Here is a 15039-nt window from a genome sequence, read left to right on the forward strand (position 1 = left end):
CTCCCCCATCAGTTCTCACGCCGACCACCACAGCGCCAAGCCGAGCCCGGGCAGCGTCAGTAGCGAGCACACTGCGCCGTAGGCGAAAGATCTGGATCGAGGGTGAACAAAGCCGATACAGATCATTGCGTAGACGGCGATCCCGATTGGGAGCGCGAACACCAACAGGATGGCGGGAACGAACCCGACGATCAGGCCGAGCACCTGAAAAGCCCAGTCTTTGTGTGTGCGACTCACAGCCCGGCACCGCCTGTAATGCCCCACGCAGCGGCGACAACACCTGTTAGCGCGAGACTGGTGGCGATTACCGTTGTCCAGAAGTGTTTTTCGCTCTGCTTCCGTCGCACGATGGTGGCGAGCAGAGAGAGGCCAATGACCGCGAGAAGTCCAATCGCCGGCCAGGCAAATCGCCACCCGTCCCGTGCCACGATGACGAGGAAACCGCCGATCAATCCGGACAGCACAGCAACGGCGGGCGCGTAGCGAAGGTCGACATCCCCGATTTTCATGGTGCCGCCATCTTAGTTCCGCGCGAACTGACCATCGGCCTTTCGAGCGGCTCCTCGACCTGAATGCTGCCTCCCGGACCGTGGAACGTGGTGTGGGTCGGCGAGAAGCCAACCTCTTGTTGAACGTGTTCGTCTGGGAGATCACCGACAAAGTGGTAAGACCCCAGTTCTAGGATCGGACCGAAAGATGTGCGGTTGTCCTGCTCATCTTGGAGCAGGACGCTAGTCGCCCCGCCAGGTCGATCCGCGTAGATTTCGGCCGATGGATAGTCGCCAATGAGTCCCGAGGCGGTGGGGCCGGCGATTCCAGGCGATACGAGAATGGTTCCTGCTACCGGCTTTCCAGAGAGTTCGGCAGTGTTGACCGGCCCTAACATCGCCGCCGGGTTGGGCAGGTTGTAATCCATTCGAACGGTCCCATCGCCAGCCTGGGTAATGCGGACATCGGGAGAACCAACTTTTACCTGCCCGGCGGTGTCGTGAGTTGGGTTTTGCCGGAAGATCACCACACCGCTTTCGTAGTCGATAAGGAACGCGCCCTTGGCATTTCGAGGATCAAAATTCGCGGAGAATCCGCGGTTGTTCCCGTAGTCATATAGCGAAGAAAACGATGACGGATCGTATCCATCAGGCGCGAACGGATCGACAACCTTGTCATCCATGATGAACAGTGACCCACGGACGACCCCTTGCCCAGGGACTGGTTTGATTCGAGTGACGACGACCGACGAGTCCACGCCCTTAAGCGCTGGATCAACATTGTCTGGGTCGAGCCAGCTTGCCTTCATCCAGTCGTCCGATGACGTCGGGTCACGCCCGTATACCTGATTGAAGGCGTCGATCTGATTTTGAAACTGGACAACCGGGCTGGCCGAGGACCCCGGAATCTGCGCAATGGAAGCGTCGCCGTCGGCAATGTTGACCGCGTTGGCCAGGGTGTCGTCGACCTCGTCGGCCTCGGCGAGGATCGCATCGAGCTCCTGCTGCAGATCGATGGCGTTGATCAGTCCGACCGCAGGCCCGCCGTCTGCATTAGGAGTCAGTTCGACACGACTGGTGGCCGGATCCACCTCCAGCCCCAGCCCTTCGGCCTTGGAGATCAACGCCCCGAGCTTGGCTTGGACGTTGTCGATAGCGTCGGCCGCGGTCCGGGCCGCATAGGCAACGGCCAACAGTTCCGCGCCATGCGAATCCAGATCTTGGCGGGTGACTGCGATCGCGGACTTTGCGGCCTCTGCGGTATCGCCGCCCCAGCTGTCGAACGATGCGAGTTCGCCCAGCCCGCTCGACACACCCGAGGTCGTCGTCGCGAGACTCTGTCCGATCTGAAAGACGTCGCGCACCGAACCAGCGCTCCACCGCTGGATATCCCCTACCGACAGCCCGAGCCCGCTCACCCGCCAGAGTCTGGCAAAGACACGTCGCTTCGTCACTTCACCCTCCAACGGTGAAGTGACGCAGCCAAACACGCTTGGTATTGATGGACCATCCACACCGAGGAGGTCACTGATGGCGGCAGAGTTCAAAGTCGACCTAGCCGACCTGACCCAATGGGCCTTGGCGATAACAGGTCACGGTGAGCATCTTGCCGCCGCCCACGTGACCGCCGACGGCCGGATCGCCACCGCCGAGCTGGGGTGGAAGGGTAGATCCGGGGCGGCACTGAGTGGTCGCGCACCGGTATGGAGCGCACGGTCAACCGCGCTCGTCACCAGGATCGGTGAGCACGCCACCGCCATGCACTCCAGCGCGCACGGCTTCGCCGCCGATGAAATCGACGCCAGCGCGGACATGGATGAGCTCAACCCGGGCTGATGCTGACCATCACCAGCCGCGGACGGCGCGCGCATATTGCGCGATTGTCGCTGCGAGGCGGACAAACATTACTCACTCCGGTCGCACGGCCCACCGACTCTAGGCCAGCTCGGCTTCCCGGTTGGCGCTGCTGACCACCGAATCCAACAGGCCGGGCACCGCAGCCTCCACCTCGTCGGCGCGCAACCGCTGCCACGTCACGCCCTCTGACACCGTGCGCTCGGTCAGACCCGCCTCGCGCAGAATCTTGAAGTGGTGCGTGGCGGTCGATTTGTTTATCCCGTCATAGAGCGCGGAACACTTCAGGGGTCCGCCGTTGTTCTTGAGTCGACGAATCATTTCCAGCCGGACCGGATCCTGCAGCGCAGCCAGCACCTGCTGCACCGGGCCAACGGGATGGCTCAGCGGTTCAGTAATTTGCACTTCGCTCATGCTGTGCCCTTCGTCACCACGACACTCGGTTTGATGATCATCAAACCTAGCGTAAGCTCGGCCCGGTTCGATGCACATCAAACTTACCTGATGGGGAGATGCCTTGACGCTCGCCGCGGCCGACACCTCGATCGGTCATGACACCCAGCGTTGGGCCTATCCGCTGCTGCTCGTCCTCAGCGGCGTTGCACTCGGCGTCTCCGGCCTACCTGCACCGCTCTACGGCATCTACGAAAAGACGTGGCACCTCTCGCCGCTGTCGACGACCATCGTGTTCGCCGTCTATGCCGTCGCCGCGTTGGCCGCAGTCCTGGTCTCGGGCCGCATCTCCGATGTCGTTGGCCGCAAGCCGGTGCTGATCGGCGCACTGATCGCCTTGCTGGTTGGGCTCGGCGTCTTCTTGATCGCTGACAGTATGGCCATGCTGCTGCTCGCCCGCACCATCCACGGTGCGGCCGTCGGCTCGATCGTGGTCGCCAGTGCGGCAGCACTTCTGGACCTGCGTCCACTTCACGGCACCCGCTCCGGGCAGCACAGCGGCGTCGCCTTCAACATGGGCATGACGGTCGCGATCGTCGGCTCCGCGGTGCTCGCCCAATATGCACCCCACCCCCTGCGCACCCCGTACGCCGTGGTCGCAGTGGTATGCGCGATCGTCGGCATCGGCGTGCTCGCACTGCGGGAACCGCATACCGCACGATCGCCTGGCCCGATCCGAATCTCCAAACCCTCTGTACCACAAGAGATTCGTTCCGATTTCTGGTTCGCCGCCCTCGGCGCGATGGCGTCCTGGTCGGTGCTCGGGGTTCTGCTTTCGCTGTATCCGTCGCTGGCCGCACATGAAACCCACATCGACAACCTCGTCTTCGCCGGTGGCGTCGTCGGTGTCACCGCCTTCGCCGCGGCCATGGCCCAGCTGGCCGCGACCCGCGTGCCCGCCCGCACCGCAGCCATCGTCGGTGATATCGGCATGGCCGTCGCGCTTGGCGCGACGGTGCCGATTCTGCTGACGCATTCCTGGCCGCTGGTGTTCGTCGCCGCCGCGCTGCTTGGCGCGACCTTCGGCCTCGGATTTGGTGGCTCACTGCGACATCTGGCGACCATCGTGCCTGCGGGCCGTCGCGGGGAAACCATGTCGGCCTTTTATCTGCTCGCCTACTCCGCGATGGCAGTCCCGACGATCGCGGCCGGCTGGGCCGCGACCCGCTGGTCGTTGGACGTCGTCTTCCCGTGGTTCGCCGCCTTCGTGGCATTGGCCTGCCTGGGCGCCGCCACCGTCGGCCTGATCACGACGCGGAGCTCGCGGGTTCCCGCCTGAGCCGGGCGCACCAGCCAGTTCGCCGAGTTCGGTGAAATCGAGCCGCTCCCAGCAATACGCTAACCGGCATGGCACCTGCTCAACGCGAACCGCACGTCGTCGTCCTGGGAGGCGGCTCCTGGGGCACCACCGTCGCATCGATCTGCGCACGGACAAGTCCCACCCTGCAGTGGGTGCGCTCGGAGGACACCGCCGCGGATATCAACGACAACCATCGCAACAGCCGCTATCTCGGCGACGATGTCAGCCTCCCCGAGAAACTCCGTGCCACCACCGATTTCTCCGAAGCCGCCAACTGCGCTGACGTCATCGTCATGGGCGTGCCATCGCACGGATTTCGCGGGGTACTGACCGAACTCGCCAAAGAACTCCGCCCGTGGGTTCCGGTGGTATCGCTGGTGAAAGGCCTTGAGCAGGGCACCAATTACCGGATGTCACAGATCGTCGATGAGGTACTCCCGGGCCACCCGGCCGGAATCCTGGCCGGGCCGAACATCGCGCGGGAAGTGGCCGACGGTTACGCCGCCGCCGCCGTCCTGGCGATGCCGGACCAGCATCTGGCCGCAAACCTCGGACAACTGTTCCGCACCAAGCGATTCCGCACGTACACCACCGACGATGTCTGCGGGGTCGAGATGGCCGGCGCCCTGAAGAACGTGTACGCGATCGCCGTCGGCATGGGCTACTCATTGGGCATCGGCGAGAACACCCGCGCGATGGTGATGGCCAGGGCGGTACGCGAAATGTCCAAGATGGGTGAGGCGATGGGCGGACACCGCGACACCTTCGCGGGCCTGGCAGGCATGGGTGACCTGATCGTCACCTGCACCAGCCAGCGCAGCCGCAACCGGCACGTCGGCGAACAACTCGGCGCAGGCAAACCGATCAACGAGATCATCGAGTCGATGAACCAGGTCGCCGAGGGCGTCAAGGCCGCCAGCGTGATCATGGAATTCGCCGACAAATACAACCTGACTATGCCGATCGCACGTGAAGTCGACGGCGTGATCAACCACGGGGCGACCGTCGAGGATGCCTACCGCGGACTGGCCGCCGAGAAGCCCGGCCACGAAGTGTACGGCTCGGGTTTCTAGAGCCGCGCCCTTCTTTTCTCCGCCGAGCAGACACAAACGGGTACTAAATCGGCGGATTTTGTACCCGTTTACGTCTGCTCGCGGGGAAAAGGTGCGGGAGGAAGATCAGTTGGCGAACGGGTTGGTGCCCTGCGGGCGATCCACCAACGGATTGACGCCACCAAAGGTGAAGCTGCCCGCTGGGGTCAGCACGAAACCGGACTGATCCGACGAATTGGAGCAGGTGGTCGTGCCTGAGCCGTCGACGCCACAGCTGACGCTGCGGAAGCTGAGCCGGGTGTTCGCCGGCAGCGGCTTGACCGGTCCGAGCGATCCGAAGATCGGCGTAGCGGCGCTGGCGAACCCAGGTTCGCCCCAGGGTCCACCGCTGACGACGTTGGCGCCGCCCGGCGCTGCGGGAATGGGCCCGCTGCAGCCGTAACCGCCGTTGCCGCGCTCGAACGCGCACGTCAGACCGTCGGGGGTACTGAAGGCGTAGTAGCGATCGCCCATCACCGCATAATCCACCGGACTGACCGGCGGCAGGGCATTGACGTTCGGGGGCGGGGGTGGCGGCGCCGGTTCAGGATCGGCCCAGGCTGTCCCCGGCAAACCGACTATCGCTGCCCCCGCAACGCTGACCGCGCCGATCAGAATTCTGCTCAGCACGGGACCAGACTAGGGGGTGTTGTCGATTTGCGCATCAAGTACCCGGGGCTCAGTAGTGGCCGGGACCCCGGCCGGCCATATCTTCCAGCCGCGCGATCCGGTCGGCTATCGGCGGATGCGTCGAGAACAGCTTGCCGATTTTCTCCCCGGCGCGGAACGGGCTGGCGATCATCAGGTGCGCCTGGTCGGCGAGCTTGGGTTCCGGCGGTAACGGGGCCACCTCGACACCACCGGAAATCTTGCGCAGTGCCGACGCCAAACCCAACGGGTCACCGGACAATTCGGCCCCGGACTGGTCCGCCTGGTACTCCCGCGACCGTGACACCGCCAATCGCACCACCGTCGCCGCAATAGGACCCAGCAGCTGAACGAGCAGCAGCACCAAGAAATTGCTGCCACCGCCCTGGCGGTTATTTCCGCCAAACATGCTCGCGAAGAACGCAATATTGGCCAGCGCCGTGATCACCGACGCCATCGCACCGGCGACACACGAGATCAGGATGTCGCGGTTGTACACATGCGAAAGCTCGTGCGCCAGAACGGCACGCAACTCGCGCTCGCTGAGGATGTTGAGAATCCCGGTGGTGCAGCACACGGCTGCATTGCGCGGATTTCGGCCGGTGGCAAAGGCATTGGGGTTTGCGGTATCGGAGATATACAACCGCGGCATGGGCTGGTGTGCGGTAGTGGCCAATTCGCGCACGATCTTGTACATCACCGGCGCCTGCACCTCGGTGACGGGCTGCGCATGCATGGCCCGCAGCGCGAGCTTGTCGCTGTTGAAATAGGTGTAGAAGTTCATCCCGATCGCGAAGACCAGTGCACCCCAGATCCAGACGGTGTTACCAGTCGCCGAGGCGAACAGCGCGCCGATGAACGCGATGAGCGCCGTGAAGCCGATCAGCAGCACGAAAGTCTTGATCCGGTTACCCGCGGGGTGCCAGGTCATCAGCGTCCTCCTACAACAATTCAAGTGTCAGCTGATTAAACGACAGAGCACCGCCATTGGGTTCCGCGACTCGTGCCTGGTGGCATATGTCTCGTCACTAGCCGTGGCGGTTCACCGTGTAATCCACCAGCGAAGCCATCGCCCGTCGCCCAGCCACGTCGGGCAGTTGGTCCAGCTCCAGGCGCGCCTGCTCGGCATAACCCCGCACCGTCTCCTTGGCCTTGACCATGCCCGCCGACGCACGGAGCAGGCCCAACGCCTCGGCGACCAGCGCGTCGTCCTCGACCGGACCGGCCAGCAGCTCGCGTAGACGGTCCGCGTCGGGCCCGGTATCGCGCAGGGCATACAGCACCGGCAGGGTGTGCACACCCTCACGCAGGTCGGTGCCCGGCAATTTTCCTGACTCGTCGGGATCGCTGTCGATATCGATGATGTCGTCGGAAATCTGGAACGCCGTCCCGACGATGCCCCCAAGGCGCGATAACCGCTCGATCTGCTGGTCGTCCGCACCGGAGAACGTCGCACCGAACCGGCCCGAGGCCGCGATCAGGCACGCGGTCTTCTCGTAGACAACCTTGAGGTAATGCTCGACGGAATCGACACCCTCGGCACCGCCGCGGGTCTCCCGCATTTGGCCCGTCACCAGCTGCGCGAACGTATCGGCGATGATCAGCACCGCTTCGGGGCCCAGGCGAGACACCAGTCGCGACGCTGTCGCGAACAGATAGTCACCGGCCAGGATGGCAATGTTGTTGCTCCAGCGCGCATTCGCACTGGCCGCACCGCGGCGCACCTGCGCTTCGTCCATCACATCGTCGTGGTACAGCGTCGCCAGGTGCACCATCTCGATGACGGCGCCGGCAACAGAAACCTGCCAGGCATCCGGCTCGGGGCCCATCGACGCCGAGAGCACCGTGAACAGCGGCCGGAACCGCTTACCGCCGGCGCGGAACAGATGCTGCACCGCCTCGGCCATCAGCTCGTCGGCTTTGCCCAGCTCGTCTTCCATCAGCGCCTCGATACGCGCCACCCCGTCGCGAACGTTCTGGGCCAATTCGGCATCGCCGAAATCCACCCCCGCGACCACGCTCGCCGGTGTCCTCATTGGTCCAACATACTGGGAGCTGTGAACAGCGACGCCGCGACCACTGACGGTCGACCGGAGGGCCTGACCACCGACGTGGTGGTCGTCGGGGCCGGACCGGCCGGGTCGGCGGCCGCCGCATGGGCCGCCCGCTCCGGCCATCAGGTACTGGTCATCGATTCGGCGACCTTTCCGCGGGATAAGGCCTGCGGCGACGGCCTGACCCCGCGCGCGATCGCCGAACTGCAATTGCTGGGCCTCGGCCCATGGCTCGATGGTCATATCCGGCACCACGGGTTGCGGATGACGGGGTTCGGCGCGGCAGTTGAGGTGCCATGGCCGGGACCGTCATTTCCCCCCACCAGTTCAGCGGTGCCGCGCACCGAACTCGACGAACGGATCCGTCAGGTCGCGGAAACCGCCGGTGCCACCATGCGGCTGGGCGTCAAAGCGGTTGCCGTCGAACGTGATTCACAAGCCCGGGTGACGGCCGTCATGCTCGCCGACGGGACCCGGGTGACGTGCCGGTCGCTGATCGTCGCCGACGGCGCCCGCTCCCCGCTGGGTCGCGAGCTCGGCAGGCAGTGGCACCAGCAGACCGTGTACGGCGTGGCAGCCAGGGCTTATATCGGCTCACCCCGCACCGACGAGCCGTGGATCAGCTCGGATCTGGAATTGCGTTCGGCGGACGGCGCGGTATTGCCTGGCTATGGCTGGATCTTCCCGCTGGGCAACGGCGAGGTGAATATCGGGGTCGGCGCACTCGCGACGGCCAAACGTCCGGCCGATGCCGCCCTACGCCCGTTGATCAGGCATTACACCGACCTGCGGCGGGCGGACTGGGAATTCGACGGCGAACTGCGCGCGGTGGCGTCGGCCCTGCTGCCGATGGGCGGTGCGGTCTCGGGGGTGGCGGGGCCCAACTGGATGCTGATCGGCGACGCCGCAGCGTGTGTGAACCCGCTCAACGGCGAGGGCATCGACTACGGGTTGGAGACGGGCCGCTTGGCCGCGGAATTGCTGGATTCGGGCTCTGCTTTCGCCGACCTGTCCCAAGCCTGGCCCGCGCTGCTGCAATCGCATTACGCCCGAGGCTTTTCGGTGGCCCGACGGTTGGCGTTGTTGTTGACCATCCCGCGGTTCCTGCCCATGACGGGCCCGCTGGCGATGCGCTCTCACGTGTTGATGGGGATCGCAGTTCGGGTGATGGGCAATCTGGTCACCGACGATGACGCCGACTGGATCGCCAGGGTCTGGCGCACAGCCGGAGCCGGATCGCGATTAATTGACCGCCGAAAACCCTTCGAGTGACGTACGCTGCTTCCGCGCGCGGGCAGTGGGTATGCAGGATGCGGCCAAATTCGTGGTGCGGGCATACCATCGAAGGATGACCTCGACGGAAATAAAGACCGAAACGAAGACTGCCGCTCCTGCTAAACCCGCCGCATGGACGGCGGATGGAACGGAAGTCTCGTTCGCGGACGCCAGGGTCGAATGGGCGAAAGTGGCCTATGACGTGCTTCGCGAGACAGCCGGCCGCTATGGCGACTACATCACCTACAGCGCTCTGGCAGAGAAGGTGCAGGCGCAGTCCGGCATCTCGACGCGCCTCCTCACCCGTAACTGGGTCGGCAAGGTTCTCGATACGGTCGCCGAGCGCTGCCAGGCCGACGATGAGCGTCAGCTGACCTCGTTGGCCGTCAAAACCGCTGACGAGACGGTCGGCGACGGATACGGCTACGTCCTGGAGTTGGCGGGCACTCCGTTGCCCGACGATCTTCAGCTGCACGCCGCGCAGGCCCGGCTCGAGTGCTACGAGTTCTACGGCGCCACCATTCCGCGCGGCGGCGGCCGGCCGGCCCTGACCAAGAAGGTCGCCCGGGTACGCGATGTCGCCGCGGCCAAGCGTCGCGAAGAGATCCCGCCGGTGTTGTGTGCCATCTGCAACGTCCAGGTGCCCAAGAGCGGGCGCTGCGACGAGTGCGAGAACTAACCCGCTCCATCTGATTGCCTGCCGCGGCGGGCCATCGACGCTGGACCGTCATCAATTGATGACGGTCCAGATCAGTATGTGGGGCCTTAGCGGGCTTTTTTCGTCGCCGCGTGCAACGCCACGATGCCGCCGGTCAGGTTGCGCCAGCGCACTGCTGACCAGCCGGCGGCGGCGATCTGGCGGGCCAACGTCGGCTGGTCCGGCCAGGCCCGGATGGACTCGGCCAGATAGACGTAGGCCTCGGGGTTACTGGACACGGCGCGTGCCACGGTCGGCAGCGCCCGCATCAGGTACTCCTTGTAGACCGTGCTGAACACCGGCACCGTCGGGGTGGAGAATTCGCACACCACCAACCGCCCGCCGGGTTTGGTCACCCGCGCCATCTCGCGCAGGCCTTCGCTGTGGTCGACTACGTTGCGCAGCCCTAGGCTGATCGTGACCGCATCGAAGACCTCGTCGTCGAACGGCAGTTTGGTGGCGTCCCCGGCCACCTTGGGCACCGGGCGCTCGGCGCCGGCCGACAACATGCCGACCGAGAAGTCACAGGCCACACACCAGGCTCCCGACCGGCCCAGCTCGACGGTCGACACCGCCGTTCCCGCCGCCAGGTCGAGCACGGCGTCACCGGGTTCGATCTGCAGGGCGGCCCGGGTGGCGCGGCGCCAGTAGCGATCCTGGCCCAGCGACAGCACCGTATTGGTCAGGTCATAGCGGCGGGCGACGGCGTCGAACATCGATGCCACCTCGTGCGGGTCTTTGTCCAGGGTCGCGCGGCTCACGGAAGCGACGGTACCTGTGAAGTTCGGCAATACGGGAATGGCCAGCCCGTGACGACGTTGCAAAGGCCCATGACTGAAAAAGTGTGGTTCATCACCGGCGCTTCCCGCGGTTTCGGGCGCGAATGGGCGATCGCGGCTCTGGACCGCGGCGATAAGGTCGCCGCCACCGCGCGGGACACCTCGACACTGGACGACCTGGCGCAGAAATACGGGGACGCCCTGCTGCCACTGGCTCTCGACGTCAACGACCGCGCCGCAGACTTCGCCGCCGTCAAGGCCGCCCACGATAAATTCGGGCGTCTCGACATCGTCGTGAACAATGCCGGTTACGGCCAGTTCGGCTTCATCGAGGAGCTCTCCGAGGCGGACGCTCGCGGGCAGATCGAAACCAACGTGTTCGGGGCGCTCTGGGTCACTCAGGCCGTCCTGCCGTACCTCCGCGAGCAGCGCAGCGGGCACGTCATCCAGGTGTCGTCGATCGGCGGTATCAGCGCGTTCGCGAACGTCGGCATCTACAACGCGTCCAAGTGGGCACTTGAGGGCTTTTCGCAGGCACTCGCTGCTGAGGTCGAATCGTTCGGTATTCACGTCACGCTGGTCGAACCCGGCGGCTTCTCCACCGACTGGAGCGGCTCGTCAGCCAAGCGCGCCACCGAACTGCCCGCCTACGAGGAAGCGAAGGCCGTAGCGGCCAAGGCCCGCGATCAGCGTTTCTCGAAGCCCGGTGACCCGCAGGCCTCGGCGGCCGCCCTGCTGAAGGTCGTCGACGCCGAAAAGCCGCCGCTGCGAGTGTTCTTCGGCGAGTTGCCGCTGAAGATCGCGAAGGCCGACTACGAGAGTCGACTCAAAACGTGGGAAGAGTGGCAGCCGGTCGCGTTGGAAGCGCAGGGCTGAGTTCTTCGCGCCGACTGTGCAGGATTCCGTCGAAGGATCGCCGCATCCTCGACGGCTACCCGCACAGTCGGCGTAGCTGTGGATGACGGTATGAGCCTTTCCGTCGCAACCGGCACAGTTCGGCCGTGGACAACCACATTTTTCGCGGCGGCCAGGCGGTCCGCGCGGGCATGCTCACCGACTATCAGCTGCGGAAGCGCTACCGCGCGGTCTACCGGGACGTCTATGTCGCCAATGAAGTGACGCTCACTGCCACTGACCGAGCGCGTGCCGCATGGCTGTGGGCGGGCGGGGACTGTGTACTGACCGGCATGTCTGCGGCCGCGGTGTTGGGCACGAAATGGCTCGATGACGATCGTTCCGCCGAACTCGTGCGAGATAACCGCCACAGTCCGCGAGGTATCGTCGTGCGCTCCTACCACCTCGCGCCGGACGACACGTGCCGAAGGCGGGGTATGCACGTGACCACACCGTCGCGCACCGCGTTCGATATCGGCAGGACACTGCCTGCGCCCGCGGCCGTTCCGGTCTTGGATGCGCTGGTCAGAGCGACCAGAATCAAAACTGAGGACGTTATCGCGCTGGCTGAGGCCAAATCGGGTGTCCGCGGGGTACGACGGCTGCGCGCAACGATGGAGTTGGTGGACGGTGGCGCGGAATCGCCGCAGGAGAGTCGGCTACGTCTGATCCTGATCGACGGGGGGTTGCCGAAACCACAGACCCAGATCGAGTTTTTCGACGACTTCGGCGAGGCGTTCATCCGGGTCGACATCGGCTGGCGAGAGTGGAAGGTGGCGGTCGAATACGACGGCGTACAGCATTGGACCGACCCCAAGCGTCGAGCATGGGATATCGAGCGGATCGCGATACTCGAGTCGTTGGGTTGGGTCGTAATCCGCGTCAGCGCGCAGATGATGTCCCGACCGCACGTCATCCTCGACCGGGTCCGGGCCAAACTGCTCATGGCAGGTTGCCCACTCTGACGCCGAATGTGTAGGTTTCCGTGGCTATTTCGCCATATTCTCGACGACTTCCTGCACAGTCGGCGGCTGGGCCGATCTACGCCGCCTGGGTGCGGGCGGCCGCGGGCAGCACAGCCTCGTAATGCGTCAGCAGTTGATCGCAGATCGACGGCCAGGTCCTACTCAACACGCTGCGGCGAGCGAACTGGGAGTACCGGGGCCGCTCGGCGAGTAGGTGGTCGATACCCTCGCCCAGTCGGGCCTCGAATTCGGGCACATCGAGTAACAGCCCGGTGCGCCACGGCACCACCAGATCGCGTGGGCCGCCGGCATTGGGGGCGATGACGGGAACACCCGAAGCCATCGCCTCCTGGACGGTCTGGCAGAACGTCTCGTGCTCACCGGGGTGAACGAAAACATCCATGCTGGCGTACGCGGTGGCCAGCTCGGCACCATAGAGCGCGCCGGTGAAAACTGCTGAGGGTAAGGTTTTTTGGAGCTTGTGACGATCGACGCCGTCGCCGACGATGACCAGTTGCAGATCATCACGGTCGGCCAATGCGGCAAACCGTTCGACATGCTTCTCCGGAGCCAACCGCCCGACGAACCCGATGATCGGCTTACCCTGCGGTGACCACTGCGCGCGCAATTCGGTATTGCGCGCCGACGGCACGAAGCCCGCGATATCGACACCCCGGGCCCACTTATGTACCCGGGGAATGCGATGGGCCGCAAGGTCTTCCATCGCCGCGGTGGACGGCGCCAGGGTGCGGTCGGCGCGGGTGTGCAGATGCCTGGTCCAGGCCCAGGCCGCGCGCGAGGCCATCCCCATTCCATAGCTGGCCGCGAAACCCGCGACATCGGTTTGAAATACCGCCACCGTCGGAATATCGAGATAGCGCGCCGCTTGCAATCCCCCATAGCCCAACAGTGCCGGCGACGCCAAATGCACTACGTCCGGGTCGAATCCGCGCAGCACGCCCACAATACGGGGCAGCGGCACTCCCAGTGGCAGCGACGTCACTTTAGGGAAGATATGTGACGGCACCCGGTGTACCCGGATACCGTCGTAGATCCGCTCGGCTGCTGGCTCGCCGCGCGGCGTATCCGGTGCGATCACCAATGCCTCATGGCCGGTGCTGCGAAGATGCTCCAGCACCCGCAGCACCGAGTTGGTGACGCCGTTGACGTTCGGGAGAAAACTCTCGGCGACAATTGCAACGCGCACGCCATGAGCGTGACAGTTGCGTGTTTCCTAGAGGTTGCGTCGAGGCAGACGACACGCGAAGACCACCCCATCTCACGGGTTTGGAATTACTGTTGCTAACGGATAGTTCCGCTGGAACGAAGGGGTTGACGTGCGCAGGGCCTGGAGCACACTGACAGTCGCGGTGATACTGCTCGCGCCCACCGCCTGCAGTCGCCAGATCGACGGCGTCGCCCAACCGGACCCGCACAAGGCCGGCGTCGCGCTCAGCTCCGACGGGTTCGGCATCGTCGCGGGTTTCGCCGATGCTCCGGTGCAATTGGAGATCTTCACCGAACCGCAATGCACGCACTGCGCCCACCTGCAGGCCACCGCCGGCGAAGATATCAAGCGTCACATCGAATCCGGCCAGATCGCGGTCACCTACCGGCCCATGACATTCCTCGACGACGAATACGAAATCGACTACTCCGCCGTCGTCAGCAACGCCCTGTTCCTGGCGGTCGAGCCGTCGACCCCGGCGGCGACGTTCCAGAACTTCGTCGAAGAGTTGTGGGCCAATCAGGAGTTGTCCTTCCTCGATTACACCGACGAGGACTTCGCCGATATCGCCCGCGACAGCGGTTTGTCCGAAGAGATCACCACGCGCATCGCAGACGGTGACTCGGCAGTCGACACCGACGATTTGGCGTCGGAGAACGCAAACCTGCTCAGCGAGCAGAGTCCCACGAGCCCGGGCACACCGGTGGTGTACAACCTGACCGCCAAGGAAACTGTCGATATCAGCGATGACGCCTGGCTGGAAAAGCTGTTGAAGACCAGCTGATCAGCTCGGGCGCTCCGACCGTTTCTCCAGTAGCGCCAGCCCGATCAGCGCCGCCGCCGCGATCAACCAACCGACAACGGCGATCGACCCCGCGGGCACGATCGCCAATGCGGCATTGCGGTGCGCAACCCGGACCAGGTCGGGGTTGGTCGTGTCGTATTCGACGTAAATCCGCATCCCCGTAGCTAATTCGGATGGATACAGCACACCCAGTTCGGGCCGGTAGGTCACCCGGTCCGGGGTGACGAACTCGACGGTGGACCGACGCGGTCCGGCACTGAGCACTTCGGCCGGGGCCACCCCCATATTGCTCCCGATAGCCAGATCGTTGCGCACGGCGCCGGCGACCAACAGAAGCGACTGCAGCGTCACCAGTGTCACCAGGATCAGCACCCCGATCCTGGCAAACCGGATCAACCGGCCCGCCTTGGTATGCGAGGTTTCACCACCCGGTCCGTGAATCAGTGTGCGCCACAACGCTTTCACCGCTCCCAACGCGGGAATTCTGTCCGTCGCCGATGCCATGACG

At 64.7% G+C, this 15039-nt stretch carries 18 protein-coding genes; 8 read left to right on the forward strand and 10 right to left on the reverse strand.

The features are described 5' to 3' along the window. Positions 1–15: 15 nt before the first annotated feature. Genes ADBZ9O_RS28405 through ADBZ9O_RS28415 form a run of 3 tightly spaced genes read right to left on the reverse strand, consistent with a single transcriptional unit; the run spans position 16 to position 1852 of the window. Entirely contained in the window at positions 16–237 is a 222-nt protein-coding gene (locus tag ADBZ9O_RS28405) for a hypothetical protein (RefSeq protein ID WP_526526594.1), read from the reverse strand. After that, positions 234–509 carry a hypothetical protein gene (locus tag ADBZ9O_RS28410; RefSeq protein ID WP_526526596.1) on the reverse strand — a complete coding sequence of 92 codons (276 nt, stop codon included), beginning with the start codon at positions 507–509 and terminating at the stop codon, positions 234–236. Before ADBZ9O_RS28410 ends, ADBZ9O_RS28405 begins: the two co-directional genes overlap by 4 nt. Continuing rightward, positions 506–1852 (reverse strand): Rv0964c family protein, encoded by a 1347-nt coding sequence (locus ADBZ9O_RS28415; RefSeq protein WP_526526598.1) that lies wholly within the window; start codon positions 1850–1852, stop codon positions 506–508. The genes ADBZ9O_RS28410 and ADBZ9O_RS28415 overlap by 4 nt, the downstream gene beginning before the upstream one ends. Before the next feature lie 166 nt (positions 1853–2018). Between ADBZ9O_RS28415 and ADBZ9O_RS28420 the strand changes: the two genes are divergently transcribed. Continuing rightward, entirely contained in the window at positions 2019–2324 is a 306-nt protein-coding gene (locus ADBZ9O_RS28420) for a hypothetical protein (RefSeq protein ID WP_526526600.1), read from the forward strand. A gap of 99 nt (positions 2325–2423) precedes the next feature. On the opposite strand, the gene ADBZ9O_RS28425 is transcribed toward ADBZ9O_RS28420, so the two are convergent. Continuing rightward, positions 2424–2756, reverse strand: a complete 333-nt coding sequence (locus ADBZ9O_RS28425) for an ArsR/SmtB family transcription factor (RefSeq protein WP_526526601.1) — start codon at positions 2754–2756, stop codon at positions 2424–2426. A gap of 103 nt (positions 2757–2859) precedes the next feature. Here ADBZ9O_RS28425 and ADBZ9O_RS28430 point away from each other — a divergent pair, with 103 nt between their 5' ends. Beyond that, positions 2860–4074, forward strand: a complete 1215-nt coding sequence (locus ADBZ9O_RS28430; protein WP_526526603.1) for an MFS transporter — start codon at positions 2860–2862, stop codon at positions 4072–4074. 68 nt (positions 4075–4142) lie between these two features. Further along, on the forward strand, positions 4143–5168 hold the full coding sequence (locus ADBZ9O_RS28435) for an NAD(P)H-dependent glycerol-3-phosphate dehydrogenase (RefSeq protein WP_526526604.1): 1026 nt from the start codon (positions 4143–4145) through the stop codon (positions 5166–5168). Positions 5169–5273: 105 nt separating this feature from the next. Here ADBZ9O_RS28435 and ADBZ9O_RS28440 read toward each other — a convergent pair whose 3' ends face one another. From ADBZ9O_RS28440 to grcC1, 3 genes are all read right to left on the reverse strand, one after another. Continuing rightward, complete coding sequence (locus tag ADBZ9O_RS28440; protein ID WP_526526606.1) at positions 5274–5816, reverse strand: hypothetical protein; 543 nt, start codon at positions 5814–5816, stop codon at positions 5274–5276. A 49-nt stretch (positions 5817–5865) separates the two neighbouring features. Continuing rightward, complete coding sequence (gene htpX / locus ADBZ9O_RS28445) at positions 5866–6765, reverse strand: zinc metalloprotease HtpX (RefSeq protein WP_526526607.1); 900 nt, start codon at positions 6763–6765, stop codon at positions 5866–5868. A gap of 97 nt (positions 6766–6862) precedes the next feature. Next, a complete protein-coding gene (gene grcC1, locus ADBZ9O_RS28450; RefSeq protein WP_526526608.1) occupies positions 6863–7870 on the reverse strand; it encodes a nonaprenyl/(2E,6E)-farnesyl/geranylgeranyl diphosphat synthase in 1008 nt (335 codons plus the stop codon). 63 nt (positions 7871–7933) lie between these two features. On the opposite strand from grcC1, the gene menJ reads away from it, so the two are divergent. Both menJ and ADBZ9O_RS28460 read left to right on the forward strand, forming a co-directional pair. Continuing rightward, complete coding sequence (gene menJ / locus ADBZ9O_RS28455) at positions 7934–9160, forward strand: menaquinone reductase MenJ (RefSeq protein ID WP_526533596.1); 1227 nt, start codon at positions 7934–7936, stop codon at positions 9158–9160. 76 nt (positions 9161–9236) lie between these two features. After that, positions 9237–9842 carry a hypothetical protein gene (locus ADBZ9O_RS28460; protein ID WP_526526609.1) on the forward strand — a complete coding sequence of 202 codons (606 nt, stop codon included), beginning with the start codon at positions 9237–9239 and terminating at the stop codon, positions 9840–9842. Between the two features lie 86 nt (positions 9843–9928). On the opposite strand, the gene ADBZ9O_RS28465 is transcribed toward ADBZ9O_RS28460, so the two are convergent. After that, positions 9929–10621: a demethylmenaquinone methyltransferase gene (locus tag ADBZ9O_RS28465; RefSeq protein ID WP_526526610.1), complete on the reverse strand. Its 693-nt coding sequence runs from the start codon at positions 10619–10621 to the stop codon at positions 9929–9931. 69 nt (positions 10622–10690) lie between these two features. Here ADBZ9O_RS28465 and ADBZ9O_RS28470 point away from each other — a divergent pair, with 69 nt between their 5' ends. Together ADBZ9O_RS28470 and ADBZ9O_RS28475 are read left to right on the forward strand one after the other, a co-directional pair. Further along, a complete protein-coding gene (locus ADBZ9O_RS28470) occupies positions 10691–11515 on the forward strand; it encodes an SDR family oxidoreductase (RefSeq protein ID WP_526526612.1) in 825 nt (274 codons plus the stop codon). A gap of 170 nt (positions 11516–11685) precedes the next feature. Then, complete coding sequence (locus ADBZ9O_RS28475; RefSeq protein WP_526533598.1) at positions 11686–12498, forward strand: endonuclease domain-containing protein; 813 nt, start codon at positions 11686–11688, stop codon at positions 12496–12498. A gap of 76 nt (positions 12499–12574) precedes the next feature. Here ADBZ9O_RS28475 and ADBZ9O_RS28480 read toward each other — a convergent pair whose 3' ends face one another. Then, positions 12575–13705, reverse strand: a complete 1131-nt coding sequence (locus ADBZ9O_RS28480; protein ID WP_526526614.1) for a glycosyltransferase family 4 protein — start codon at positions 13703–13705, stop codon at positions 12575–12577. Positions 13706–13835: 130 nt separating this feature from the next. Here ADBZ9O_RS28480 and ADBZ9O_RS28485 point away from each other — a divergent pair, with 130 nt between their 5' ends. Continuing rightward, entirely contained in the window at positions 13836–14510 is a 675-nt protein-coding gene (locus ADBZ9O_RS28485) for a DsbA family protein (RefSeq protein ID WP_526526616.1), read from the forward strand. Here the strand turns inward: ADBZ9O_RS28485 and ADBZ9O_RS28490 are convergent, their stop codons facing one another. Then, positions 14511–15035: a DUF3592 domain-containing protein gene (locus tag ADBZ9O_RS28490; RefSeq protein ID WP_526526617.1), complete on the reverse strand. Its 525-nt coding sequence runs from the start codon at positions 15033–15035 to the stop codon at positions 14511–14513. Positions 15036–15039 lie beyond the last annotated feature (4 nt).

This window comes from Mycobacterium sp. (assembly GCF_965229105.1).
Lineage (GTDB): Bacteria > Actinomycetota > Actinomycetes > Mycobacteriales > Mycobacteriaceae > Mycobacterium.